Here is a 24,271-nt window from a genome sequence, read left to right as displayed (position 1 = left end):
TTAGGAAGTCATCCAAAGTGTGTTTGTGGTTGAAACAAAAAGTTTAAATGTTAGGAAACTTCTTATCGCATCAACATCTACACCAATTGTATTAATTTCAGGTAGCAAAATTTGCCTTCTTCTCAAAAATGCAGCAGCAATAGCATTGTTTTGGTTAACTTCTTCACAAATACTAATAGCAATTTTTTCAAGCTGTAAAAGGTTTTGAAGCGCTTGGTTAGTGTCGCTATCATCATTAATTTCAATCCGTCTATCTATAAATAGTTCTTGAATTTGCTGTTCAAAGCTTATGTCACTGTATCTCTCAATCTTAGAACAACCTAAGCCGGTAGTGCCAGGTTGGTCGTAAATCCATCTCTTATGATCTTTTAATATTGAAGGTTTAACAAAAGTAGAGTTAGACACTAATCCTCCAGATGATATATGATTGTCTAACTCAGAAAATTTATGAAAAGTTGGACAAGCGTATGTGACTAGTGCATCTGATGCAAGTGCTGTTTCAACCTGCTCTAAAATTTCTTGTTGATGTTTGGTTACGCTGAATTGCCAATAGTGATTTTTGATGCCATAATTCGCATAATCGGAATTTATTCCTAATCTATATTCCGGCCTTTTTGCTTGTATCAAAACATTTAATTTAAATGATGGAAATCTTTGACGGGCTCTTGTTGACGGAGTCCATAAATGGTCCCAATTATAAGTGTTGAGAAACACTCCTTCTGGTATTGAATCATAACCGTTGATAGCCCAAAAATTGTAGTTAAGCGCAAGAAGAGCAGAGTCTATTCCAAATGCTTTTTCAAAAACTTGTCCAGGTGTCCATAAATTATTAGACTTTAAAAGAAGTTGGTGATTCAAAGGGTTTTCATATTCCTTCTCCTCAAATTCAGTTGCTTCAGGCATTTTTTAAGAATTAATGCGTAGTAAAATGAGGGTATCTGAGTCCTTTTTGAGCGAGTAATTAATAAGATTTTATTACAAAGTATTCCTTTCCAATGCCCCAAGATACCCTGAAGGTCCCCGAACTCGCCCTGGTTCTGCTCATTGGCAGCACGGGGGCGGGCAAGTCCACGTTTGCCCGGCGCTTGTTCAAGCCCACCGAAATTGTGTCGTCGGACACCTGCCGGGGCCTGGTGGCCGACGACGAGAACGACCAATCGGCCAGCCAGGACGCCTTTGAGCTGCTGCACTACCTGGTGGCCAAGCGCCTGAAGCGCGGGCTACTGACCGTGGTGGACGCCACTAACGTGCAGCCCGAGAGCCGCAAGCCCCTGGTGGCCCTGGCCCGGCAGTACCACGTGCTGCCCGTGCCCGTGGTGCTCGACGTGCCCGACGGCGTGGCCCTGGCCCGCAACGCCCAGCGCCCCGAGCGGCGCGGCGTGGGGCCCCACGTGGTGGCCCGGCACCGCCAGGCGCTGCGCCGCAGCCTGCGCACCCTCAAGGAGGAAGGGTTTCGCCACATCCACCACCTGCGCGGCGAAGCGGAAATCGACGCCGTGCAAAGCATCACCCGCGACCAGCTCTACAACAACCGCCGGGAGGAAACGGGCCCCTTCGACCTCATCGGCGACGTGCACGGCTGCTACCACGAGCTGCGCGCGCTGCTGGAGAAGCTGGGCTACGCGCTGCACGACGAGCCCGTGGCCGACGTGCGCGACTTGGGCATCCGGGTGACGCCGCCGGCGGGGCGCCGCGCCATTTTCCTGGGCGACCTCGTGGACCGGGGCCCCGCTTCGCCGCAGGTGTTGCGCCTGGTGATGAGCATGGTGCGCGCCGGCACCGCGCTGTGCATGCCCGGCAACCACGACATCAAGCTCCTGCGCCACCTCAACGGCAAAAAGGTCACCGTGAACCACGGCCTGGCCGAAACCCTGGCCCAGCTCGAAGCCGAGCCCGAGGCGTTCAAGGGCGACGTGCGGCGCTTCCTCGACGGCCTGGTGAGCCACTACGTGCTCGACGGCGGCAGCTTAGTCGTGGCCCACGCCGGCCTGCCCGAGGCCATGCAGGGCCGTGGCTCGGGGGCCGTGCGGGCCTTTGCGCTCTTTGGCGAGAGCACCGGCGAGATTGACGAATTCGGCCTGCCCGTGCGCTACGAGTGGGCCCGCGAGTACCGCGGCCGGGCCCTGGTGGCCTTCGGCCACACGCCCGTGCCCGACGCCGAATGGCTCAACAACACCATCGACCTCGACACGGGCTGCGTGTTCGGGGGCCGCCTCACGGCCCTGCGGTACCCCGAGCGCGAGCTGGTGGCCGTGCCCGCCGCGCAGGTGTACAGCGAGCCCGTGCGCCCTCTGAATTACAAGTAGTTAGCTGCCGATGCGCAGCAGGACAATCCAAGCACCGCGCACCAAGCACCAGGCACCAATGCCGCCCAGCACGAAAACGACGACCTGCTTGACATTAGCGACGTGACGGGTAAGCAGTTCATCGAAACCCGGCTGCTGCGTGGCGTCACCATTCGGGAGGAAAACGCGGTGGCCGCCCTGGAGGTGATGAGCCGCTTCGCCGTGCATCCTAAGTGGCTGCTGTACCTGCCGCCCACCATGTCGCCCACCGAAACCTCGGCCCTGCCCGACCTGCTCGAGCACCCCGCCGAAGCCTTCGACTACTACCAGCGGCAGGGCGTGGCGCGCGTGGTCTGCGAGGAAAAGCACATGGGCAGCCGCGTGGTGGTGGTGCTGGGCCGCGACGAAGCCGCCATCCAGCGCCGCCTGGGCCTGGTGGGCGAGGATATCGGCAAGTGCTACACACCCGCACCGGGCGCAACTTCTTCACCGATGGGGCCCTGGAAACGGCCTTCCTGGCCCGCCTGCGCGACGCCCTGGCCACGGCCGGCTTCTGGGAGAAGTTCGACACCGACTGGGTGTGCCTCGACGCCGAGCTGCTGCCGTGGTCGGCCAAGGCCCAGGAGCTGGTGAAAACCCAGTACGCCGCCGTGGCCGCCACCGCCACCGCCGCCCTGCCCCAGGCCGAAGCCGTGCTGGCCGCCGCCGCCGCCCGCGGCCTCGCCGGCGCCGGGGCCCTATTGGCCCGCACGACAGCCCGCCGCGAAGCCGCCGCCCACTACGCCGACGCCTACCGCCGCTACTGCAGGCCCGTGCATTCCCTCGACGACCTCAAGCTGGCCCCCTTCACCTGCTCGCCACCGAGGGCCACACGTACTTCGACCGCGACTACTCTTGGCACATGGAAACCCTGCGCGCCCTCGCCCTGGCCGATCCGGGCCTGCTGCGCGCCACGCCCTACCAAGTGGTAGCGTTGCAAGACCCCGCCGCCGTGGAAGCCGCCATCCAGTTGTGGACGGACCTGACGGCGGCCGGCGGCGAGGGCATGGTGGTGAAGCCCTACGACTTCGTGGCCCTGAAAGGCCAGAGCCCGCTGCAACCGGCCCTCAAGTGCCGGGGCCCCGAGTACCTGCGCATCATCTACGGGCCTGATTACCTGCTGCCCGGCAACCTGGAGCGCCAAAAGCCAAGCGCAACCTGGCCCTGCGCGAGTTTTCGCTGGGCGTGGAAGGGCTGGAGCGCTTCGTGGCCGGCCAGCCGCTGCGCCGCGTACACCAATGCGTGTTCGGCGTCCTCGCGCTGGAAAGCGAGGCGGTGGACCCGCGGTTGTAGTGAAACTAATTATTATGGTTTGAGCCCCATTATTGCGGACCCAAGTTCAGCCACTGATGTAATTTTCTTGAGTACTTTTCCTATCGTTCGTCGATCCCTCATATCGCCCACTCGCAGGTTAACTAAGTGGAATATTTCTTCGCTATTATCTTTATTCTCTATACTGATTTTCTTTAGAGCCTCAACAGCAACAGTGATATAGCCCTGGAGTTCTAAGAAGGATTGTTCAATTAGATTTTCTTCAAGCTCAATCATAGTGTAATCTATAACCTGGCCGTCTTGAATTTTAAAAAACAGTATAGCAGGATATTTTACCTGTACTTCTTCTCCAAAGTACTTCTTAATAATATCATTTGATTCATGAGATGGGTTGTTGAAACTGCTAATATTAGTTAAATACTTAGTTTCGTAGTCTCCTTGGGTATTTATATGTTTTATTCTTCTATAACGCATTTTGGGTTTATAATGAAAGCTAAAAACGGTCAAATATTTTTCAGATGTTGAATCAAGACTTAGCCAATAGCTTTCTTTGTTTAAAACTTCAGCAATTTGTGGATTTGTAAAATCATAAAGTATAAATGCAAATGCTGATGCCATTCCATCATGTTTACGCTGACTACATATGTTTAGAAATTACTCATTAAAAGTATGAAAGTCCAACCCTTCGTTCTTTGAGTTTGATTTTACAGTATACATTCTAAGTATTTTTTTTAAGAGGAAGTAATGCTTTATTTCTAATTAACCGACCTTACTATACAACTACCGAATTCTGATTCAGTAATTCCACACTGAAATTAACCTTTGCGTTCAACGCTTTAAACACCTTCATTACCGTATCAAAACGCGCATCGGTTATGCTGTTCTCCAGCTTGGAAATCTGCGCTTTCTGCACGCCCACTAGTTCCCCAAGTTGCTGCTGGGTCAGGTTGCGTTGCAGGCGGGCTTCTTTGATAGCTTTGCCGAGCAGGTCGAGGCGTAATTCCTCTTCAAAAGCGTCGCGCTTGGGCGTGCCGACGGGGCCGATGTGTTCATCAACGACTTCGTCCAGCGCATAGAATTTCATTTTATCGTCGGTTTTCATAGCTAGTTAGTTTTCTGTTCGAAATAAATTTTACGAATTCTCTCAGCTTTATCCAAGTCAATTTGGGGCGTTTTGCCGGTCTTTTTGATGATGCCATGCGTTGTCAGCACCAAGGTATCAACTGAACCGGATTTGTCCCAGAAAGCAAAAATTCGGTAGTTGGTTTTGTTGAATAAGGTTCTGAATTCCCATATCCCGTTGGTTAGCTTTTTGAATAGCTCTTGGTCGTTTATTAGCTGGGCTTTGCGAATGTTGTAGAGAATCTTGTCACGGGTTTTTTCGTCTAAACTTCCAATAAACTCGCGTACTTCGCTGGATAACTGAACCTGAAATTTCTCTTTCATGGGGTACACTTTCAGCGAAGATAAGGTTTCCTGTTTAAGAAACTCAATGACTTTCCGCATCCAAACGGCCCTTGTAGACCTCGAAGCCGCGCACGGCATCCGCATCCTCTATGCCTGCGAGTCGGGCAGCCGGGCCTGGGGGTTTCCTTCGCCGGATTCGGATTACGACGGGCGGTTCATTTATTGCCACCCGGCGGACTGGTACTTGGCCCTGGACGAGGGCTCCGACACGCTGAACTTCCCCGTGGACGACGAGTTGGACCTGGCCGGCTGGGAGCTGCGCAAGGCCCTGCGGCTACTGCGCGGCACCAACGCGGCGCTGTTCGAGTGGTTGCAGTCGCCGGTAGTGTACCACGAGGCGCTGGATTTCCGGGCCCGGCTGGCTCCGTTCCTGCCCGGAGCGTTCAACCTGAAGGCGGGGCTGCACCACTACCTGGGGCAGCTGCGGCGCGGCGTAGCCGAAGACCTGGCGGGCGAAGAAGTACGGCTGAAGCGGCTGTTCTACGCCCTGCGCGCTGCGCTGGCCGCCCGCTGGATTTGGGAACGGCAGACGGTGCCACCGATGGAGTTCGCGCCGCTGCGGGCACTGCTGCCCGGGGCCCTGGCGGCCGATGTGGACGCGCCGCTGCAACGCAAAGCCCAAGCAAACGAGAAGACGCTGGGGCCCCAGCCCACGGCGCTGCTGGCGTTTCTGCGGGAAGAACTAGCGGCGGGGCAGGCGGCGCGGGAGGCCCTGCCGGTGGCGCGCGACGGCCGGGCCGGTGAGCTGGATGCGCTACTCCGGGCGCTGCTACGGGAGGCGTTTGCGGGGTAAGCCGGCGGGGGCGGTTTTGGGACGGCGCGTTGGCGCAGGAGATTTTGCGCCGAGGCTGGCGTAGCAGTTAACCAGCAAACCCCGCGCTACGGCGGCGTTGCGCGTGCGCTACTTTCGCCCCATGACCATTGCCGATTTGCGCCACGAGGGCCTTATTTTATTCGAAGCCGTAAGCGGCAGCCGGGCGTACGGCACGGATTTGCCGCACTCGGATACCGATTTGAAGGGCGTGTTTGTGCTGCCGGAAGACCAGTTTTTTGGCTTAGATTACGTGCCGCAGGTGGCGAATGCGACCAACGATGAGGTGTTTTACGAGCTACTCCGCTTCGTGGAGCTTCTGCTGAAAAATAACCCTACGGTGCTGGAGCTACTGGGCACGCCGGCCGATTGCATCATCTACCAGCACCCGCTGTTTGCGCAGTTTAGGGCCCCGGACTTCCTCTCCCAGCTCTGCCGGCAGAGCTTCGCCGAATACGCCGTGGCGCAGATTCGCAAGGCCAAGGGCCTAAACAAGAAGATTAACCACCCCGAGCCGCCAGCCCGCAAGGCCGTGCTGGACTTCTGCTACGTGACGGTGGGCGCGGGGGGCCAGCCCGTGGGCCCGTGGCTGGCGCGGTAGGGCTACGATGCCGCGCAGTGCGGCCTGGCCAACGTGCCCCACCTTACAGACCTCTACGCGCTGTTTGTGGACGAGACGCCCGGCCGGGGCTTGGGTTACCGGGGCTTGGGTTACCGGGGCTTGGTGCGCGACGCGGATACGTCGCAGGATGTGCTGCTCTCGGCCGTGCCCAAGGGCGTGGCGCCGGTTGCTTACCTCTCCTTCAACCGCAACGGCTACAGCACCTACTGCCGCGTGTTCCGGGAATACTGGGATTGGGTGGCCAAGCGCAACGCTGAGCGCTACCAGAACACGGTGCAGCACGGCAAGAACTACGACGCCAAGAACATGCTACACGTGTTCCGGCTGCTGCAAATGGCCGGCGAAATCGCCGAAACCGGCCAACTGCACGTGCGCCGCCCCAACCGGGAATTCCTGCTGTAAATCCGCCGCGGCGAATTCGAATACGGGGCCCTGGTGGCCGAGGCTGAACAGCTGGTAATTCGGGTAGAGGCCACCTTCGCCGCCTCGGCCCTACCCGCCGCACCAGACCGGGACGCCGCCGAGCAGCTACTGGTGCGGGTGCGGTGAGCATTTTACGAAACCGCGGAGCAAACTAATTCGGCGGTGCCGGGGGCCCCATGCACGGATTAGGCCAAAAGAATAGGGGCCCCGTACGCATTGCACGGGGCCCCTAATTCATTCGGGTATTTAATGTGGATTACACTGAAAAGCTCTCGCCGCAGCCGCAGGAGCGGGAGGCGTTGGGGTTGTTGAACTGGAAGCCCTTGCCGTTCAGGCCGTCCGAGAAATCCAGTTCGGTGCCGGCTAAGTACAGGAAGCTTTTCATATCCACCACCACGTGCACGCCTTTGTCCTCAAACTCCTGGTCCATCGGCCGCACCTCGTTGTCGAAGTCCAGCTTGTAGCTCAGGCCCGAGCAGCCGCCGCCGGCCACCGACGCTCGCAGGCGGTACGTGGCGTCCAGCTCCGAGTCGTGCATCAGGCGCTCCACTTTCTCCTTGGCTTTGTCGGATACGGTAATCATAGCAGGAACAGTTATTCGTTTCAGTGCGCGGGCGGGGCCCATTTTCAGCAGACGCTGCAACTTCCTAACAAATATACAGCCAAGAAGGATTCTAAATAAGACAAAAAAGTAGCTGTCGCAGCAGACTGGCTTTTCACCAATCTGCTGCGACAGCTACTTTTTGGTTTCGGTGGCTTAGTGGTGGGCCAGCTCCAGAGCGGGTAGGCCGTTCTTCACGCGGTAGTCCGAAATAGCCGATTTGATGGCGTCTTCGGCCAGCACCGAGCAGTGAATTTTTACCGGCGGCAGGGCCAGCTCTTCCACAATCTCCATGTTGTCGATGGCCAGGGCCTCGTCCACGGTCTTGCCTTTCAGCCACTCCGTGGCCAGCGACGACGACGCAATGGCCGAGCCGCAGCCGAAAGTTTTGAATTTGGCGTCGGTGATGGTGTTGGTGGCTTTGTCCACCTCGATTTGCAGGCGCATTACGTCGCCGCACTCGGGGGCCCCCACTAGGCCGGTGCCTACGTTTTTCTTGCTTTTGTCCAGCGTGCCCACGTTGCGGGGGTTGCTGTAGTGGTCGATTACTTTATCGGAATAAGCCATTTTAGTAGGGTATGAAGTTGTGAAGGTAAGCGGGTAGGAGGGTAAAGAGCGAAGTCGGGAGGATTAATTCCTAAACTTCTGCCTTTGCACCCCCAAACCCTTCGTTATCAGTGTTCCGCCCACTCAATTTTGCTGAGGTCAATGCCTTCCTTGTGCATTTCCCACAGGGGCGACATTTCGCGGAGCTTGGTGACGGCCTCTTTCACGTGGTTGATGGCGTAGTCGATTTGCTCGTCGGTGGTGAAGCGGCTCAGGCCGAAGCGCAGGCTGCTGTGGGCCAGGTCGTCGCTCAGGCCCAGGGCCTTCAGCACGTAGCTGGGCTCCAGCGAGGCCGAAGTACAGGCCGAACCCGACGACACGGCCAAGTCCTTAATGCCCATCATCAGGCCTTCGCCCTCCACGTACTTGAAGCTGATGTTGGCCACGTGGGGCAAGCGGCTTTCTACCGAGCCGTTCACGTAGGTTTCTTCCAGCGTCATCAACTCGGCTTGCAGGCGGTCGCGCATCACGCTGAGGCGGGCTGCGTCGGCTGCCATTTCCAGGCGGGCCAGCTCGCAGGCCTTGCCCATGCCCACAATGCCGGGCACGTTGAGGGTACCCGAGCGCATACCGCGCTCATGGCCGCCACCGTCCATCTGGGCCGTAACCTTGACGCGCGGGTTTTTGCGGCGTACGTACAGGGCCCCAATGCCCTTAGGACCGTACATTTTGTGAGCCGTGAAGGCCATGATGTCGATGCCATCGGCGTTCACATCTACCGGAATCTTACCAACGGCCTGCGTACCGTCGGTCATGAACAGGGCCCCGTGCTTGTGGGCGATGGCGGCAATTTCGCGGATGGGCTGGATAGTGCCCGTCTCGTTATTGCCGTACATAATGGTCACCAGAATCGTCTCGGGCGTCATAGCGGCTTCGAGGTCGGCTAGGCTAATGAGGCCTAACTCATCCACCGGCAGGTAGGTCACGCGGCCCCCGATTTTCTCGAGGTGATTGCACGTATCGAGGATGGCCTTGTGCTCGGTGGTGGTGGTAATGACGTGGTTACCCTTCTGAGCGTACATCTCAAATACGCCCTTGATGCCGAGGTTATCGCCTTCGGTTGCGCCGCTGGTAAAGATAATCTCCTTGGCGTCGCAGCCGATGAGCTGGGCAATCTGGGTGCGGGCGTAGTCTACACCCTCCTCCGCGGCCCAGCCGAAGGGGTGGTTGCGCGAGGCCGCGTTGCCGAATACATCGGTCAGGTAGGGCATCATTGTTTCCAGGACCCGCGGGTCGAGGGGCGTGGTGGAGTTGTTATCGAGGTAAATAGGGAGCTTAAGCATTGCGCAAGAGCGGTTGTTGGCGGGATAGGGGGGGCGGCAGAAAACCAACCCGTCGTAAGAACACCGTTTCAAGATAAACGGTTTTCTTTGGGCCCACAAAAATAGAAACATTCCTAATAATAACTGCCCCGGCCTTTTCATGCTCACTAACCTCGAACACCTCGGCCTGGCCGTGCCCGACTTAGCCGCCGCCACGGCCCTCTACGCCAAGCTATTGGGTACGGAGCCCTACAAAACTGAGCACGTGGCCAGCGAAGCCGTCGACACGGTCTTTTTCCAAGTGGGCGGCTCCAAAATCGAGCTGCTGGCCGGCACCAGCCCCGAAAGCGCCATCACCAGGTTCCTGGAAAAGAAGCCCGCCGGCATTCACCACGTGGCCTTCGAGGTCGACGACATCGAGGCCGAAATGGCCCGGTTGCGCACCGAAGGCTTTGTGCTGCTCAACGAGGCCCCCAAGCGCGGCGCCGACAACAAGCTTGTGTGCTTTGTACACCCCAAAAGCGCCGGTGGCGTGCTAGTGGAGCTCTGTCAAACCATAATCGCAGATTTAACGAATTTCTAGTGGATTTAACAGATTTTTTGGGGTTCTGCTCGTCTTGGCGGTCCTTTGGGCCAGTTGGGGTGGCCATTTTTTAGGGCCCCCAGCGGCGGAATCCCAAAAAATCCGTTAAATCCACTAGAAATCCGTTAAATCTGCGATCCTATGAAATATTTCCAGCAAGAAGTAGACGCCGCCGTCGATACGCTGCTGCTCCAGCAAGTTATCCTGTACCCCACCGATACCGTGTGGGGCCTGGGCTGCGATGCCGAAGTGCCGCCGGCCGTCGAGAAATTGTACAAACTGAAGGGGCGTGAGGTCGGCAAACCCAGCATCGTGCTGGTGGCCGACCTGGCCATGCTGGCCCGCTACGTCGCCCAGGTGCCCACCGAGTTGGAGGCCGCCCTGGCCGCCCAAACCCGCCCTACGACCTACATCCTGCCCGCCAGCCGCGCCATCGCCCCCGGCCTGGTGGGGCCCGACGGCACCGTGGGCCTGCGTATCGTGCACGACGAATTTTGCTTTAAGATGGTGCGGCGGCTGGGCCACGGCGTGGTGTCGACGTCGGCCAACAAGCCCGGCCAGCCGGCCCCCGCCGTGTACGATGAAATTGACCCCGCCCTGCTGCGCGGCGCCGACCACGTGGTGAACTGGCGGCGCGACGACGCGACCCGCGTAGCCCCCTCGCGGGTGGTGCGCCTGGGGCCCAGCGGGGCCCTGGAAGTGGTGCGCGAGTAGCGCCCGCGCTACGGCGCGCTTTGCCCGGGCCAGTGCCAGGTGCGCAGGTCGGTGCTCCAGGCCAGGCCGATGGAGGCGTTCTTGTCGAAGTCGCCTTGCTCTTCGGTGAGGGGCCCCGAGCCGTGGAAGAACAGGAGGTACTGGCCGATGCCGCGCACCTGGCGCAGGTCGAGCACGGCGGCGGCGGTGAGGCGGCCCTGCGCCCACTCCCAGCCCGGCTGGCCCTGGCCCAGGGTAATTAGGGGCCCCCAGTCCGTCCAGTGCTGGAGGTCGGGGGAGCGCTTGATGTTGATGCCGTTTTTGGGCGAGTTGAAGAGCACATAGTCGTCCTTTTCGCGGAGCACGCACACGTTCTCGCCCGACTCGGCCGAGCCGGCAAACGTCCAGTTCACTAGGTCGTTGGAGTAGGAGCGGCTGACGCCGTTTTGCTTGTAGAAGACCCAATATTTACCCTTTTCGTGCGGGTCGGCCAGCAGGTAAGGGTCAATCATGCGGCCGAGGCTTTTCTCGTCCACGCCGGGGCCCTTCACGCGCATCAGGGCCGGGGCGCTCCAGTGTTCCAGGTCGGGGCTGCGCATAAGGAACAGGCGCGCGTCGCCGGTGCCGAAGCGCGGCATCTGGGCGGCGGTGTAGTTGGGGCGGGGGTAGGTTTGGAGGCACAGCACCCACTCGTTGCGGTAGCGAATAACGTTGCCCGGGCTGGAAAAATCGAGGTTTTGGTTGCGCTCGGTAATTTTTTGGGCCGGCGTCCAGGTCTTCAAATCGCGGCTTTTGGCGTAGGCCATGTAGGAAAAAACCCGGCCGTCGGTCTCGGTTTCCACCAGCGTGAAGTAGAGGTAAAACGTGCCGCGGTGGTACAGTGCGGCCGGATCGCGGTAGGCCGTTTGGGCGTTGCCCCGCAGCAGTACCGGCGAGGGCAGCGCCCGTAGCAACGCCGGTTGCGCCGCCGCGGGGGGCCCAGCCAGGGCCCCAATCAGCAGTACGCACAGGGCGAGCGGTAGGAATTTGAATGGCATGGTCGTAACCTGCGGGTTGGGGGAATAGATGGGGGCAACCCGTTTCGGCAGACTGGCAAAAAGGGCCGCGGTAGGCGGCACGCAAGGTACGCGCCGGCGGAATTTTAGGACCCCCGGGGCGCAGCACTGGGGCCCGCGCCCGACCTTTGCGTCCATGACCACGCCCCAGTTGCCCGATTTGCCCATTTTTCGCACCATCGCCGCCGCGGCCGGGGCCCTCGGCCAGCCGGCATACGTGATTGGCGGCTATGTGCGCGACCTGGCCCTGGGCCGCCCCAGCAAAGACATCGACGTGGTGACCGTGGGCGACGGCATCGCCTTGGCCCAGGAGGTGGGCCGCCGCCTGCCGGGTCGCGGCAAAGTCACGGTGTTCAAGAACTTCGGCACCGCTATGCTGCCCACCCAGGAGGCCGGCGAAATTGAGTTCGTGGGGGCCCGCAAGGAAAGCTACCGCGCCGAAAGCCGCAAGCCCGAAGTGGAAACCGGCACCCTGGAAGACGACCTGGCCCGGCGCGATTTCACCATCAACGCCCTCGGCCTGAGCCTGAACCCGGCCGACTTTGGGGCCCTGGTGGACCGCTACGGCGGGATGCAGGACCTGGCCACGCAGACCATCCGTACGCCGCTGGGGCCCGACGTGACGTTTTCCGACGACCCGCTGCGGATGATGCGCGCCGTGCGCTTTGCCTCGCAGCTGGGCTTTGATATTGAGCCCGATACCTACGACGCCATTGTGCGCAACAAGGAGCGCATCAAGATTGTGTCGCAGGAGCGGATTACGACCGAGCTGAACAAAATCATCGAGTCGCCGCTGCCCAGCTATGGGTTCAAGCTGCTGTTCCAGACCGGGTTGCTGCACCTCATCTTCCCGAAGATGGCGCAGCTTTACGGGGTGGAAAAAGTGGGCAAGCAGACACACAAGGATAACTTTTACCACACCCTGCAAGTGCTCGACAACGTGGCGGCGGCCGGCGGCGACCTGTGGCTGCGCTGGGCCGCAGTGCTGCACGACATCGCCAAGCCCGCCACCAAACGGTATTTTCCGGCCCAGGGCTGGACGTTTCACGGCCACGAGGACAAGGGGGCCCGGTGGGTGCCGGGCATCTTCGCCGATATGAAATTGCCCCAGGGCGAGGAGATGCGCATGGTGCAGAAGCTCGTGCGCCTTCACCTGCGCCCCATCGCGCTGGTGAAGGAAACCGTGACCGCCGCCGCCGTGCGCCGCCTGCTTTTCGAGGCCGGCGACGACATCGACCGGCTGATGCTGCTGTGCCGGGCTGATATTACCAGCAAGGACCACGAGCGCAAGGCCCGCTACCTGCGCAATTTTGGCGAGGTGGAGGAGAAGCTGAAGGAGGTGGAAGCCCAGGACCACCTACGCAATTTTAAGCCCGTCATCACCGGCGAAATCATTATGGAAGCTTTTGGTCTTAAGCCTTCTAAGGACGTGGGCGAGCTAAAAAACGCCGTGCTTGAAGCCATTCTCGAAGGCACCATTAAAAACGAAATGGCCGAAGCCTGGGCCTTCCTGTTGCAGCAGGGGGCGGCCCGGGGGCTTCGGCCGGAAGGAACCTCATTTCACTCACCAGTCTGAGAGATCCTTCCTTTTCTCGGTAGTTCGGTAGTATGATAGGGCTGAGGCTTTCTATGCAGTCAGGCCGTCATGCTGAGCTTGTCGAAGCATCTCTTTCACTAAGTCAGTCGGGCAACGACGCTGGAGAGATGCTTCGACAAGCTCAGCATGACGGCCTGACTGAATAAATCCTACAGCCGGTGGAAGCTGGAGCCGCCGATGGCGTTCACTTTCACACTTTTGGGGTTACCGCTGTAGGCCACCTCGCTGCCGCCTACGGCGTCGCCCTTCAGGGCTTCGCTCACGTTGAGGCGGGCTTTGCAGCCGCCGACCAGGTTCACCTTGGCAGTGCGGGTTTGGAGGTTGGCGCCGGCCAGCTCAGCGGCCCCGGCGGCGTCGAAGGAGAGGTCGTCGGCGTGGCCGGTGGCGGTGGTGCGGCAGGGCCCGGCCAGCGACAGTTTCAGGGTGCCGTAGTTGCCGTTGAGGCGCAGGTGGCTCACGCCGGCCTGCTGCACCTGCAGGCGGTCCTGGCGGTCGAAGCCGCCGAGGTCGGCCTGGATACCGCCGGCCAGCTCCAGGCTTTCCACGGCCGGCATCTCGATGCGGATGAGCACTTTCTGCTGGTCGCGGTTCCAGTCTTTACCGAAAAATGAAGTGTCGCGGGGCTTGATCTCCAAGGTGTTGCCGTCGCGTGATATCCGCAGGTCGTTCAACTCGTCTTGGTTGCCGCCGGCTTCGATTTTGAAGGCGTCGCCGTGGCGTACCACCACACGGTAGCCGCCCACCACGCTCACCCGGGTAAAGTCCGTCTCGCTGAACAAGCGGCGGCCGCTGCCGTAGCTGCCCAGCTCCGTGTCGAAGCTGGGGGCCCCGCCGTAGTTTAGGCGCACGCTGCTGTCGTTGTTGTCGTCGTTACCGTTGTCGTCGTTGCTGTCGTTGTTGTCGGCACTGCTGTTGTCGCTATTTTCGTTATCGCTCGGTACCGCGGGGCAGTCGAGGCACTGGAAGCGGCCGTTGCGCAATAGGCGGGCGCGGTAGTCGCCGTTGCCGCTGGGCCGGCGGCTGCCCTGAAAATTGTCGTCGTCGAGGCGGTCCACGAAGTCCTTGGTCAGGCGGTAGTTCTTGCCCAGGGGCAAGTGCAGCGTCAGCGTCACCTTCTGGTTGCGGAAGGGTGCGTCATTGGTGAGCGTGAAGCCGCGGTCGAGCGTCAGCACCGAATCCTGCTGGGTGAAGCTGTAGTGCACCGAGGAGGTGGCCATCTGGCGGGCGGCGGCGGCCGAGGCGCCCCGGGCCCGCACTTCTTGCTCGATGAACGGCGTCCGGCCGCTGTCGGCGGGTGCGATGTTCACATCGACGCTTTCAAAAAACTCGTCGCCGTCCTCGTCGTCGCCGTGGCGCACGGCCAGCACCATGCTGCGGCCGGGCACGGGGGCCAGCGGGCGGGTCGTTGTCACGTTGCCACGAGTGCGGAACTCGCGGGCTAATTGACCCCCGGCCACTGCCGTACCGGCCACGCCCACCAACCACAGGCCCAGCAGCGAGAGGCCCCCCAGGCGCCCCACCACCGAGCGGCGCAGGATGAGCCGCAGCCCCAGCAGCACCAACGCCAGCACCGGAATGCCCACCGCCAGCAGCGCCACCACGCCGGCCCAGGGCTGCACGTTGTGCAGCACCGAGGCAAAGCCCTGGGCGCTGCTACTATTGTCGTAGTGCAGGCCACCCCACCCGTTGCCGCGCACCGAGGTCGACGGCAGCAGGCCCGCTACCACGCCCAGCATGGTAAACAAGCTGAGCAGCAGGCTACCCCCGGTGAAGATGAGCAGGGCCCCCACGCCCCACCGAATCAGCGTGCCGAGAAAGCTTACCGCCGGCCGGGCCCCGCGGGCCGCGCCTTCCAGAAATGCGCCCACCGGGCGGTTGGGGGCGGGGGCCACGGGGTTGCCGTCGGCGTCGAGCACCGTGGCGCGCAGGTTGTTGTCGATGCCCGAGAGGGTCACGCCCTCGCCGCGCATCTGCATTTTCTCCGACACCGTTTTGGCCTCCGGGGCCACCACCCACAGGATGAGGTAGAGCACCAGCGTGAAGCCGCCCGCAAACAGGCCCGCCAGCAGCAGCACCCGCACCAGCGTCACGTCGAGGTTGAGGTAGTAGGCCAGGCCGGCGGCCACGCCCCCGATTTTGCCCGTGTCCGTGTCGCGAAACAAGCGCCGGCCGGCCAGGGGCCCCGTGCCGGGCGCAATGTCGTCGGGGTTGGGGGCGTCGTAGTTTTTCGGCAGCAGCACCCACAGGATGACGTAGAGCAGCACGGCGAAGCCCGAGAGGTTCACCGGGTTGTCGAAATCAAACGTGTGGCCGATGCGCAAAAACGGCTTGAACAGTACCAGCGCCACGAAGGCCAGGCGGATCCACAGCGGGTTCACGGCAAAGTACTGGGCCAGGCCGGCGGCCACGCCTGCCACCTTGCGGTGGGCCATGTCGCGGAACAGGCGCTTGGGGGCCCCGTCGGCGGCGGCGGCGGCGGGGCCGGCGGTGCTGCCGGCGTAGGCCCCGGCCGTGGGGCCCCCGGCGTAGGTGCCGGCCGTTTCGGCTTCGTCGTCCTCATCCAAGTCCGAGGCGAAGTCGCTCACCCGGCCCATCTTGGCCGTCATGGCCTCCACGTCTTCCAGGGTAATGACCTGCTTGGCGGCTGAGAGGCGGGCGCTGAAGATTTCGGCGATGCGGCCCTCGATGTCGGCCACAATGTCCTGGTGGCCGCGGAAGCTGGCGAAGTGGGCTTTCACCTCGGCCAGGTAGCGGCCGAGCACTTCGTAGCCGTCCTCTTCAATGTGGAAGATGAGGCCCTGCAAGTTGATGCTGATGTTCTTTTTCATGCGAAAGAAGGCCGAACGGGGCCGGTTGAAGTCGGGTGAGTGAAAGGCAAAAAAGCGGGCCGCATCAGCGGGTGTCGCCGGGCGGCCGGCCCTGGCGGATGATGCCCACGGACAGGGCCATTTCCTCCCACGTGTCGCGCAGTTCCTGCAGAAACTGCGCCCCGGCCGGGGTGAGGACATAGTATTTGCGGGGCGGGCCGCTGGTGCTCTCCTTCCAGGTATAATCGAGCAGCGCCGCGTTTTTGAGGCGCGTGAGTAGCGGGTAGAGCGTTCCCTCCACCACAATCATGCGGGCCACCGTCAGCTCCTCCAGCATGTCGGAGGCGTAGGCCTCGCCGCGGGCAATTATTTCCAGGATGCAGAACTCCAGGATGCCTTTGCGCATCTGCACCTGGGTGTTTTCAAGTTTCATGGGCGATGAGAAGGCTAGTGGGTGATGAACAGTACAAATGTATGGTAGGTACTTTGTTTTGCAAGGTACTGTTGTAAAATAATATGGTGTTTTTCCTAGATGGAATTGCAAAGAGCCCCCAGCGGGTTGTTTAGGCCCTTTTTAGTCGAAAAATATTTTTGTCGTCGCAACCGCGCTGGGCCCCCGCCGGAGCCAATTGCACTGCCCGCTGCCGATTATTGTCTGATTCCGGGGCCCCGCGCTGCACTAGAAAGCGGTAACTTGCGTTCCGTCTGCGAAAAAAAATCTACCGTCCTTTTAGCGATATGACCCAACTCTACGCCGCCGCCCGGCGGTGGCTGGGGCCCCTGGCCCTCGGGGCCCTCGCCCTGCCCGCCGCCGCCCAAAGCACCACCGCGCCCAAGTACAGCAACGACTTCCTGAACGTGGGCGTGGGGGCCCGGGCCCTGGGCATGGGCAAGGTGCAGACGGCCCTGGCCGACGACGCCACCGCCGGCTACTGGAACCCCGCCGGCCTGGCCAACCAAACCCACAAGTACGACGGCGTGCTGATGCACTCCGAACTGTTTTCGGGCATTGTGAAGAATGACTACGCCGCGTTCTCCATGCCGCTCGACAAGGAAAGCACCGTCGGCGTAAGCATTATGCGCCTGGGCGTGGACAACATCGCCGACACGCGCAACCTCATCAACGAGTACGGCTACATCGACTACAGCCGGATTACCTATTTCTCGGTGGCCGATTACGCCATGCTGCTCTCCTACGCCCGCAAAATTGGGCGGGTGGAGGGCCTGAGCGTGGGGGCTAACGCCAAGCTGATTTACCGCAACGTGGGCAACTACGCCAACGCCTACGGCTTCGGCGTGGACCTGGGCGTGCAGTACAACCGCAAGGGCTGGCGGCTGGCAGCCGTGGCCCGCGACGTGACCACGACCTTCACCGCCTGGAGCATCAACGCCGACCAGTACCAGAAGGGCCCCAACAGCGCCGTGGCCAACGGCACGGACCCCGTGCCCGCCAACCGCAACGAAGTCACGCTGCCGCGCCTGGTGCTGGGCGCGGGCCGGCAGTTCAAGCTGCCCCAACAGTTCACGGCCCTGGTCTCGACCGACCTGGAAATCACTACCGATGGCAAGCGCAACACCCTCATTGCCAGCGGGCCGGTGAGCATCAACCCGCGCGCCGGGGTGGAGCTGGGCTACAAAAGCCTGGTTTTTCTGCGCGGGGGCGTCGGTGACTTTCAGCAAATCACCGACTTCAGCGGCAGCAAGGTGCAGAAGGGGCAGTACAGCCTGGGGGCCGGCGTGGCCCTCAGCGGCCTGCGCGTGGACCTGGCCCTCTCGCGCCTCGCGGTGGAGGCCCTGGGCCAAAGCTCGCAAACCAACTCGCTGATTGTGAGCCTAGGCTACGGTTTTAAATAACCAATTAACCTGCTGCTATATCCTTCCAACTTACCGGCCGGGGCAATGGCCGGGCGCATTCATTAGGTTATGAAACAACTCAATACCCGCAAACTGGTGCAATGGACGGCGTGTGTCTGGCTGCTGCTGCTGCTGGGCGGCGGCGCGGCCCGGGCGCAGTCGGGGCCCTATGGCAACGAATGGATTGTGCCGGGCCAGGCATACTACAAGATAAAAATCACCCGCGATGCCCTCTACCGCCTCGACTACGACTACCTGACCAAAGCCGGCCTCGGCAACGGCCTCGACCCCAGCCGGTTGCAGCTATGGCGGCGCGGCAAGGAGCTGGCCGTGTACCAGGGCGGGGCCCCCGCCACGTTCGACGCCAGCACGTACCTGGAGTTCTACGGCCAGCGCAACGACGGCGTGCTCGACCGTGACCTCTATAAGGTCAACAGCGACCAGCCCCACCAGCTTTACAGCTTCTACACCGACACGGCCGCGTACTTCCTGACCTACCCGGGCCCCACGGGCCCCCAGGGCCGGCGTATGGCCGAGTCGCAGTCGGCCGGCGGGGGCGCGCCCCATGCGTGGTGGCTATACGCCCCCGCCCAGGCCATCACCACTACCTACGTGGAAGACCCCGTGGGGCCCAACCAAGTCACGTTTCTACCGTGGCTGGGGTCGAGCGAGGGCTTTCGCTCCAGCACCATCCCAGGGGGGAGGAATGGCAATGGCATTTTCGACGGCGTAGTGGGCGGGCTGCGCGGCGTGCCGGGCACGGGGCCCGCGCCGGCCCCCACCATCGAGGTGGGCCTGGGCGGTGGCACGCTGGTGCCGCACTTCACCCAGGTATCGGTGGCCAACCCGGCGAATCCCACCGTGTTTCGCACGCTAGGTACCGTTACGTATAATAACTACGACAACGTGACGCGCCGTTTCACGCTGCTGCGCTCCGACGTAGGGCCCGACGGCACGGTGCGCATCCGGTGCTCGGTGCCCGTCACCAGCACCAGTAGTTCCACCCGCGACGCCTTCCGGGTGTCGTTCCTGCGGGCGGTGGTGCCGCAGGCCAGCCGCTGGTTTAAAGGCGGGCCCCAGTTCTTTCGCAGCGATTCCACGCTGAGCGCCCCGGCCACGTTTGAGGTGGACAGCCTGCCGGCCACCGCGCGCGGCTACGACGTGCACGACCCCTGGAACGTGCAGCGCATCGCGCCCGCCGCTGCCCAAACCCTGGGGGCCCTGGGCCAGCGCTTCGTGTTTCTGAGCGCCACCGCCGCGCAGTCGCGCCGCCTGCTGCTGGCCGATGCGGCCGCCGCTGAGGTGCCGGCCGCGCCCCGCCGCATGGTGTTCCGCACCCTCAACGCCCGGGCCACCTTCGCCATCGTCACGCACCCGCAGGTGTACGGCGCCTCCAAGGCGCCGCGGCAGTACGCGGGCTACCGGGCTTCGGCGGCCGGCGGGGCCTACGACACGCTGGTGGTGACGGCCCCGCAGCTCTACGACCAGTTCCACTACGGCGAGCGGTCGTGGCTGGCACTGCGCCACTTTAGCCTGTGGCTGGTGGCCGGGGCCCCCGCCAACCCCAACCGCTACCTGCTGCTGCTGGGTAAGGGCATCGTGCCCAGCGAATCGGCTTACCAAGGCCGCCTTTTCCGTACCAACGGCGAAATGGGCTTCGATCTGATTCCCACCAGCTCGCGGGCCGTGTCGGACAACATGATTTCGGCCGATTTCCGGGCTGGCGACTACCGGGCCAAGATTCGCACCGGCCGCCTCACGGTCGTCAACGAGCAGCAGGTGCTCACCTATTTAGCTAAGCTAAAAGAGTACGAAGCGCTGGGCTTGGCCCCGTGGCGCAAAAATGTGCTGCACCTGGTGGCGGGCACTGATAAGCTGGAGTCCGACGATTTCCGGGCCACGATGGACCGCGGCAAGGTGCGGGTGGAGCGGCCCTTTTTCGGGGGCACCGTTACGACCCGCCAAGTGGCCAGTACGCTGCCCGTGCCCGTCAACATTGCCACCGAGCTGAACGCGGGCCTCGCACTCATCACGTATTTCGGCCACGGCTCCAACAACGATTTCCTGCTCGACTTTGGCACGCCCGCCGACGCGGGCAGTGGCTACACCAACGCCGGTAAGTATCCGATGCTTTTCCTGAACGGCTGCGCGGGCAACCACACCTTCACCACCGGCTACACCCGCGTTGAGGATTGGCTCTTCAACGTGCCCAGCGCCGGGGCCCTGGGCTCGCTCGGCGAGTACGGCTTTAGCTACCCCGACCGGCTTTCGATTTCGCAGGATACGATTTACCGGCTGCTGCTTAACGACCCCATTTACTACGGCAAGCCCATCACGGCCGTGCACGACGAGCTGGTAGCACGGCTCCAGAAACTGGCGTACTTCAAAGACGACGTGGGCATTGAGCAGCTGCTGGGTACCGGCTGGCAGGGCGACCCCGCGCTGACGCTGTATGCGCCGGCTAAGCCCGACTTTGTGGCCAGCAGCGCGGCCCTGGCCGTGGCCTCGGCTAACCCGCCCACCGACGTGACGGCGGCCTCGCCCTCGTTTCTGCTGAACATCGGGATGAGCAACCCCGGCAAGGTCACCTTCGATAAGGTGGAAATCCGCGTGACCCGCAGCTACGTGGGCACCAGCCGGCCCGACGACGTGTACACGCAGGTGTTCCGGCAGGCGTTCCGGCGCGACACGGTGTACGCTTTTCCCATCACCAACATTGTGGTAGGCGGCGTGAACGTATTCGGCAACAACCAGTTCACGGTGGAGCTGGACTACCAGAAGAAGGTGGCCGAGCTGGACGAAACTAACAACACGGCCACGCTCAGCTACACCTTTTTGCAGGGCGGCGTGACGGTGCTCAACCCGCCCGAGTTTGCCATCGTGCCCACCCGCACGCCCCGCCTGGTAGCCCAAACCAACGACCCCAACGGCCCTGCCCGCCTCTTCAACGTGGAGCTGGATACCACCGCGGCCTTCAACAGCCCGCTGGTGCAGCGCACCGACCTCACGGCCCCGCTGCTGATAAGCTGGCGGCCCACGCTGCCCGCTATCGCCGGGCGCGACAGTGTGGTGTGGTACTGGCGCGTGCGCTTCGCCACGGCCGCTGTGGGCGAGGATGGCCGCTGGGCCACCAGTTCGTTCCGCGTATACTCGTCACGAAGAGGGTTGCGCGTCGAGAATATGATATTTCCGGGTTAGTAGGGACGTGAGGTCTTGGCCAAACTCGGGGAGCCGGTCAAAGAAGTTGAGCACGGCCTTTTTGAACTGGCCCTTGGTGCGGTAGAAGGTGGAGTTGATAATCTTCTGGCGCAGGTATTTCCAGAAGCGCTCAATCAGGTTCAGATTGGGCGAGTAAGGGGGCAAAAACACCTGGCAGATGGGCTTGTCGGCCAGCCAGACCCGCAATTCCTTGTTTTTATAGTAGCGGGCGTTGTCGCACACGACGTAAATGCGGGCCTTGTCGGGGTGGGCGGCCAGCAGCTGCTCGTAGAGTCGCCGGGTGCTCTGCGCGTTGACGCACGCGGTTTCGTCGAGCACCACCTGCGTCGGTTCGTAGGCGTTCAGGGCCGCGTTCAGGTTCACCCGCTCGCGGCCGCTGACCGTGAGCAGGGGGCGTTCCTGGCCCACGGCGCACCAGGCGCGGGTGCAACGCGTGTTGTGGGTCGGATGGGCCGCATCGGCGTAATAGAGCACCGCCTCGCCCCGCTCAACGTGGGCTTCAAGCACGACCAACTCGTCCAGAAAATCAGCTTGCGCGGCCGCATCGGCCTGGCAGGGCACGGGGGTGGTCAGCTTGTAGGTAAAGCCCAGGCGGTGGAGCAAGTCCGTCAGGCCGGAAAGCGAATAGGTCACTTGGTAGGTGCGCAACAGCCACGCCTGTATGGCTTTGCAATCGGTGTAGAGCGTCGTGTTGACTTCCCGGCACAAGTGGGCGAGTTGGGCACTGCACAGCAGGCCCCAGTAGCCCGGCTGCTCGTGGGCCAGGTACTTTTCCAGGCCCAGGTCGGTAAACGCCCGCACGTAGCGGTAGACCGTCGTCTCGTCCAGGCCCAAATCCTGAGCCACCGTCGCCAGGCCACGGCCCGCGTCGAGCATCAGCACGACCGTGACCTTCACGTACCCCTCGTCATCGCGTCGTTGCTTCTGCAACTGGCGCAAGTGCTGGCGCTCGGAAACGGTCAACTCCACGTTCATGACACAAGTTTAGTACTTTGCCCGCAACTCATTCGCAACTTACTTCGTGACGAGTATAATTGACGGGGCCAGCGGCTGGTCGCAGAGCCACTACGCCCAGTTGCAGCGCAATACCCTGACCGGCGCGAGCGTGGCGGGCCCCGACGGCCGCTGGTCGTTTGATGCGCAAGCCACGCGGGCCACCATCACCTCGGCCCGCATTGGCCCGGCGCAGGAGTGGAAAACGCTGCTGCACCAGGTAACGCGCGGCAACGGTACGGGCAGCTTCCGGCTGCGCCTGCTGGGCATCGACGCCAACGGTGTGACCAAAGAGCTAAACGCCAACGTGCCGTCGTCGCGGTTTTCGCTGGCCGGCATTTCGGCCGTCGACTACCCGTACTTGCAGCTGGAGCTGAGCGTGGACGATCCCAACGGCGTGGCCCCGCAGCTGCGCGAGTGGCTGGTGCTCTACACCGGCGTGCCCGAGGGCATCGTGCGACGCGACCTGGTACCGGCTGCCACCTACGCCCCCGCCGCGCTGCTGGCTCAAGCCACCGGCACTGGCAAGCTGGCCTTCCCGGTGCAGTTCGAGAACGTGTCGGCGCTGCCCTTTGGGGCCCCGATGCGGGTGAAAACGGAGGTGTTCGACAGCAACACCAACACCCAGGTGGCGTCGGTGGTCCAGACCGTAACGGCGCCCTTGCAGCCCGACGCCATCCTGACCCAAAACGTGGAAGTGCCCCTCACCGGCAAGTTCGGGAATCTGTCCACGCGGGTGACGTTCAACCCGTTGCCCGTAGCCCCCACCGACCCCAAGGCCCTGCCCGAGCTCACGCACGTCAACAACGAGCTGAACCTGGCGCCCTTCCAGGTGGGCAACACCAGCGTGCCGCCGGTGCTCGACGTGGCCTTCGACGGCCGCCACATCCTGAACGGCGAAATCGTGTCGCCGCGCCCCGTGGTCAGCATCCAGCTCACCGATACCGACAAGCTGCGGCCCCTGGCCGATGCCTCGGCCTTCACCGTGTACCTGCAAGCGGGCACCGGCCCGGCCACGGCCGTGAACGTGCTGGGCCCCGACGCCACCTTCCGTGTGCAAACCACTGCGGCCGGTAGCACCGCCTACCTCGACTATCACCCCGGCCGTACCGCCCCGCTGCCCGACGGCACCTATACCCTGCGCGCGCAGGGCCGCAATACGGCCAACCTCAGCGCCGCGGCCCAGGAATTCCAGGTGAAATTCACGGTCGTGAACGCCTCGCAAATCACTAACGTGTACCCGTATCCGAACCCGGTGACGAGCAAGGCGCGTTTCGTGTTCACGGTGACAGGCCAGGAGCTGCCGCGCAACATGAAAATCCAAATCATGACCCTGACGGGCCGCGTGGTGCGCGAGATTTTCATGGGCGAGCTGGGGGCCTTGCACCTGGGCAACAACCTCACCGATTTCGCCTGGGACGGTACCGACCAGTACGGCGACCGCCTCGCCAACGGCACCTATCTCTACCGCGTCAGCCTCGACGACCCGGACGGTAAGTTCTCGCAGCGCGCCACCAGCGGCGACCAAGCCTTCAAGAACGACTGGGGCAAACTGGTGCTACTGCGGTAAAAGGCAAAAACAGATTCGCCTTTCCCAACGCAAAAAAGCCGCTCTTTTGGAGCGGCTTTTTTGCGTTTGTGGGGCTCCCGGCGCTACGGCAAATCTTTCTGCAGCCGTACGTAAGGAATACCCTCCTTCTGAAAAAACGGCCCGTCGGGCCCCAGGCCGAACCGCTCGTAGAACGGCAGCGTAGCCAGCCGGGCGCTGCACCAAATACGCTGGGCCCCCAGCCGGGCCGCTTCTGCGAAAACGTGGCGCAGCAAGGCCGTGCCCAGCCCCTGGCCCTGGCAATCGGGCCGGGTGGCAAACTTGCGGAACTGCGCCAGGGGCCCCGGCACGAACAGCGAAATCACTGCCACCAGCTCCTCATTCTGAAACACGCCGAAGTGGTGCCCAAGTGGGTCGTCGGGCAAGTGGCAGTACGCCATTGGTTTACCGGGCCACAGCACTTGGTGGCGCAGTGGATAAGTAGCGGCGAAGGGAATGGGCCGGATGTCCATGCGTTGCTGGCTGCTAGTTGT

General features: G+C 61.8%; 23 protein-coding genes and 1 pseudogene. 12 read left to right on the top strand and 12 right to left on the bottom strand.

Features of this window, described 5'->3' with window-relative positions; all coding sequences use genetic code 11:
• A complete protein-coding gene (locus DDQ68_RS22700) occupies window positions 1-903 on the bottom strand; it encodes a hypothetical protein (protein ID WP_162549940.1) in 903 nt (300 codons plus the stop codon).
• A 92-nt stretch (window positions 904-995) separates the two neighbouring features.
• Here DDQ68_RS22700 and DDQ68_RS23815 point away from each other — a divergent pair, with 92 nt between their 5' ends.
• The 3 genes and pseudogenes from DDQ68_RS23815 to DDQ68_RS24695 all read left to right on the top strand — a co-directional run bounded on the left by DDQ68_RS23815 (window position 996) and on the right by DDQ68_RS24695 (window position 3,617).
• Window positions 996-2,306: an AAA family ATPase gene (locus DDQ68_RS23815; protein ID WP_245897379.1), complete on the top strand. Its 1,311-nt coding sequence runs from the start codon at window positions 996-998 to the stop codon at window positions 2,304-2,306.
• Between the two features lie 102 nt (window positions 2,307-2,408).
• Window positions 2,409-2,918, top strand: coding sequence for a hypothetical protein (locus DDQ68_RS24700; protein ID WP_369076533.1), 510 nt, complete (start codon window positions 2,409-2,411; stop codon window positions 2,916-2,918).
• Window positions 2,801-3,617 (top strand): annotated as a pseudogene (locus DDQ68_RS24695) (hypothetical protein). Before DDQ68_RS24700 ends, DDQ68_RS24695 begins: the two are co-directional and overlap by 118 nt.
• Window positions 3,618-3,629: 12 nt before the next feature.
• On the opposite strand, the gene DDQ68_RS22695 reads toward DDQ68_RS24695, so the two are convergent.
• From DDQ68_RS22695 to DDQ68_RS08205, 3 genes are all read right to left on the bottom strand, one after another.
• Complete coding sequence (locus DDQ68_RS22695) at window positions 3,630-4,214, bottom strand: hypothetical protein (protein WP_162549939.1); 585 nt, start codon at window positions 4,212-4,214, stop codon at window positions 3,630-3,632.
• 154 nt (window positions 4,215-4,368) lie between these two features.
• Complete coding sequence (locus DDQ68_RS08210; RefSeq protein ID WP_109658365.1) at window positions 4,369-4,680, bottom strand: helix-turn-helix transcriptional regulator; 312 nt, start codon at window positions 4,678-4,680, stop codon at window positions 4,369-4,371.
• A gap of 20 nt (window positions 4,681-4,700) precedes the next feature.
• A complete protein-coding gene (locus DDQ68_RS08205) occupies window positions 4,701-5,042 on the bottom strand; it encodes a type II toxin-antitoxin system RelE/ParE family toxin (protein WP_109655862.1) in 342 nt (113 codons plus the stop codon).
• 46 nt (window positions 5,043-5,088) lie between these two features.
• On the opposite strand from DDQ68_RS08205, the gene DDQ68_RS08200 reads away from it, so the two are divergent.
• The 3 genes from DDQ68_RS08200 to DDQ68_RS23785 all read left to right on the top strand — a co-directional run bounded on the left by DDQ68_RS08200 (window position 5,089) and on the right by DDQ68_RS23785 (window position 6,898).
• The gene (locus DDQ68_RS08200; protein ID WP_162549938.1) at window positions 5,089-5,856 is read left to right on the top strand and encodes a nucleotidyltransferase domain-containing protein; all 768 of its coding nucleotides are present in this window, start codon (window positions 5,089-5,091) and stop codon (window positions 5,854-5,856) included.
• Window positions 5,857-5,977: 121 nt separating this feature from the next.
• Window positions 5,978-6,475: a nucleotidyltransferase domain-containing protein gene (locus DDQ68_RS23790; RefSeq protein ID WP_245897376.1), complete on the top strand. Its 498-nt coding sequence runs from the start codon at window positions 5,978-5,980 to the stop codon at window positions 6,473-6,475.
• Between the two features lie 33 nt (window positions 6,476-6,508).
• On the top strand, window positions 6,509-6,898 hold the full coding sequence (locus DDQ68_RS23785) for a hypothetical protein (RefSeq protein WP_245897375.1): 390 nt from the start codon (window positions 6,509-6,511) through the stop codon (window positions 6,896-6,898).
• 277 nt (window positions 6,899-7,175) lie between these two features.
• Here the strand turns inward: DDQ68_RS23785 and DDQ68_RS08190 are convergent, their stop codons facing one another.
• The 3 genes from DDQ68_RS08190 to DDQ68_RS08180 all read right to left on the bottom strand — a co-directional run bounded on the left by DDQ68_RS08190 (window position 7,176) and on the right by DDQ68_RS08180 (window position 9,409).
• Window positions 7,176-7,502: a HesB/IscA family protein gene (locus DDQ68_RS08190; RefSeq protein WP_109655860.1), complete on the bottom strand. Its 327-nt coding sequence runs from the start codon at window positions 7,500-7,502 to the stop codon at window positions 7,176-7,178.
• Between the two features lie 174 nt (window positions 7,503-7,676).
• On the bottom strand, window positions 7,677-8,087 hold the full coding sequence (gene iscU, locus DDQ68_RS08185; protein WP_109655859.1) for a Fe-S cluster assembly scaffold IscU: 411 nt from the start codon (window positions 8,085-8,087) through the stop codon (window positions 7,677-7,679).
• A 107-nt stretch (window positions 8,088-8,194) separates the two neighbouring features.
• On the bottom strand, window positions 8,195-9,409 hold the full coding sequence (locus DDQ68_RS08180) for an IscS subfamily cysteine desulfurase (protein ID WP_109655858.1): 1,215 nt from the start codon (window positions 9,407-9,409) through the stop codon (window positions 8,195-8,197).
• A 139-nt stretch (window positions 9,410-9,548) separates the two neighbouring features.
• Between DDQ68_RS08180 and mce the strand changes: the two genes are divergently transcribed.
• Window positions 9,549-9,971 carry a methylmalonyl-CoA epimerase gene (gene mce, locus DDQ68_RS08175; protein WP_109655857.1) on the top strand — a complete coding sequence of 141 codons (423 nt, stop codon included), beginning with the start codon at window positions 9,549-9,551 and terminating at the stop codon, window positions 9,969-9,971.
• A 141-nt stretch (window positions 9,972-10,112) separates the two neighbouring features.
• Window positions 10,113-10,685 (top strand): L-threonylcarbamoyladenylate synthase, encoded by a 573-nt coding sequence (locus tag DDQ68_RS08170; protein ID WP_109655856.1) that lies wholly within the window; start codon window positions 10,113-10,115, stop codon window positions 10,683-10,685.
• Window positions 10,686-10,693: 8 nt separating this feature from the next.
• Here the strand turns inward: DDQ68_RS08170 and DDQ68_RS08165 are convergent, their stop codons facing one another.
• The gene (locus DDQ68_RS08165; protein ID WP_109655855.1) at window positions 10,694-11,701 is read right to left on the bottom strand and encodes a family 43 glycosylhydrolase; all 1,008 of its coding nucleotides are present in this window, start codon (window positions 11,699-11,701) and stop codon (window positions 10,694-10,696) included.
• A gap of 154 nt (window positions 11,702-11,855) precedes the next feature.
• Here DDQ68_RS08165 and DDQ68_RS08160 point away from each other — a divergent pair, with 154 nt between their 5' ends.
• Window positions 11,856-13,295, top strand: coding sequence for a CCA tRNA nucleotidyltransferase (locus tag DDQ68_RS08160; protein ID WP_109655854.1), 1,440 nt, complete (start codon window positions 11,856-11,858; stop codon window positions 13,293-13,295).
• 170 nt (window positions 13,296-13,465) lie between these two features.
• On the opposite strand, the gene DDQ68_RS08155 is transcribed toward DDQ68_RS08160, so the two are convergent.
• Together DDQ68_RS08155 and DDQ68_RS08150 are read right to left on the bottom strand one after the other, a co-directional pair.
• A complete protein-coding gene (locus tag DDQ68_RS08155; protein ID WP_162549937.1) occupies window positions 13,466-16,144 on the bottom strand; it encodes a PspC domain-containing protein in 2,679 nt (892 codons plus the stop codon).
• A gap of 64 nt (window positions 16,145-16,208) precedes the next feature.
• Window positions 16,209-16,556, bottom strand: a complete 348-nt coding sequence (locus DDQ68_RS08150) for a PadR family transcriptional regulator (RefSeq protein WP_109655852.1) — start codon at window positions 16,554-16,556, stop codon at window positions 16,209-16,211.
• Window positions 16,557-16,861: 305 nt separating this feature from the next.
• Here DDQ68_RS08150 and DDQ68_RS08145 point away from each other — a divergent pair, with 305 nt between their 5' ends.
• Together DDQ68_RS08145 and porU2 are read left to right on the top strand one after the other, a co-directional pair.
• On the top strand, window positions 16,862-17,977 hold the full coding sequence (locus DDQ68_RS08145; RefSeq protein ID WP_109655851.1) for a putative type IX sorting system protein PorV2: 1,116 nt from the start codon (window positions 16,862-16,864) through the stop codon (window positions 17,975-17,977).
• A gap of 69 nt (window positions 17,978-18,046) precedes the next feature.
• A complete protein-coding gene (porU2, locus tag DDQ68_RS08140; protein ID WP_109655850.1) occupies window positions 18,047-21,175 on the top strand; it encodes a putative type IX secretion system sortase PorU2 in 3,129 nt (1,042 codons plus the stop codon).
• Here the strand turns inward: porU2 and DDQ68_RS08135 are convergent.
• Window positions 21,131-22,171 carry an IS630 family transposase gene (locus DDQ68_RS08135; RefSeq protein WP_109652031.1) on the bottom strand — a complete coding sequence of 347 codons (1,041 nt, stop codon included), beginning with the start codon at window positions 22,169-22,171 and terminating at the stop codon, window positions 21,131-21,133. The two genes, porU2 and DDQ68_RS08135, sit on opposite strands and share 45 nt — an antisense overlap.
• A gap of 46 nt (window positions 22,172-22,217) precedes the next feature.
• Between DDQ68_RS08135 and DDQ68_RS08130 the strand changes: the two genes are divergently transcribed.
• Entirely contained in the window at window positions 22,218-23,759 is a 1,542-nt protein-coding gene (locus DDQ68_RS08130) for a FlgD immunoglobulin-like domain containing protein (protein ID WP_109655849.1), read from the top strand.
• Window positions 23,760-23,842: 83 nt separating this feature from the next.
• Here DDQ68_RS08130 and DDQ68_RS08125 read toward each other — a convergent pair whose 3' ends face one another.
• The gene (locus tag DDQ68_RS08125) at window positions 23,843-24,250 is read right to left on the bottom strand and encodes a GNAT family N-acetyltransferase (RefSeq protein WP_109655848.1); all 408 of its coding nucleotides are present in this window, start codon (window positions 24,248-24,250) and stop codon (window positions 23,843-23,845) included.
• Between the last annotated feature and the right edge of the window lie 21 nt (window positions 24,251-24,271).

The organism is Hymenobacter nivis, from assembly GCF_003149515.1.
Taxonomy (GTDB): domain Bacteria; phylum Bacteroidota; class Bacteroidia; order Cytophagales; family Hymenobacteraceae; genus Hymenobacter; species Hymenobacter nivis.
This window is presented reverse-complemented; position numbering and strand designations above follow the sequence as displayed.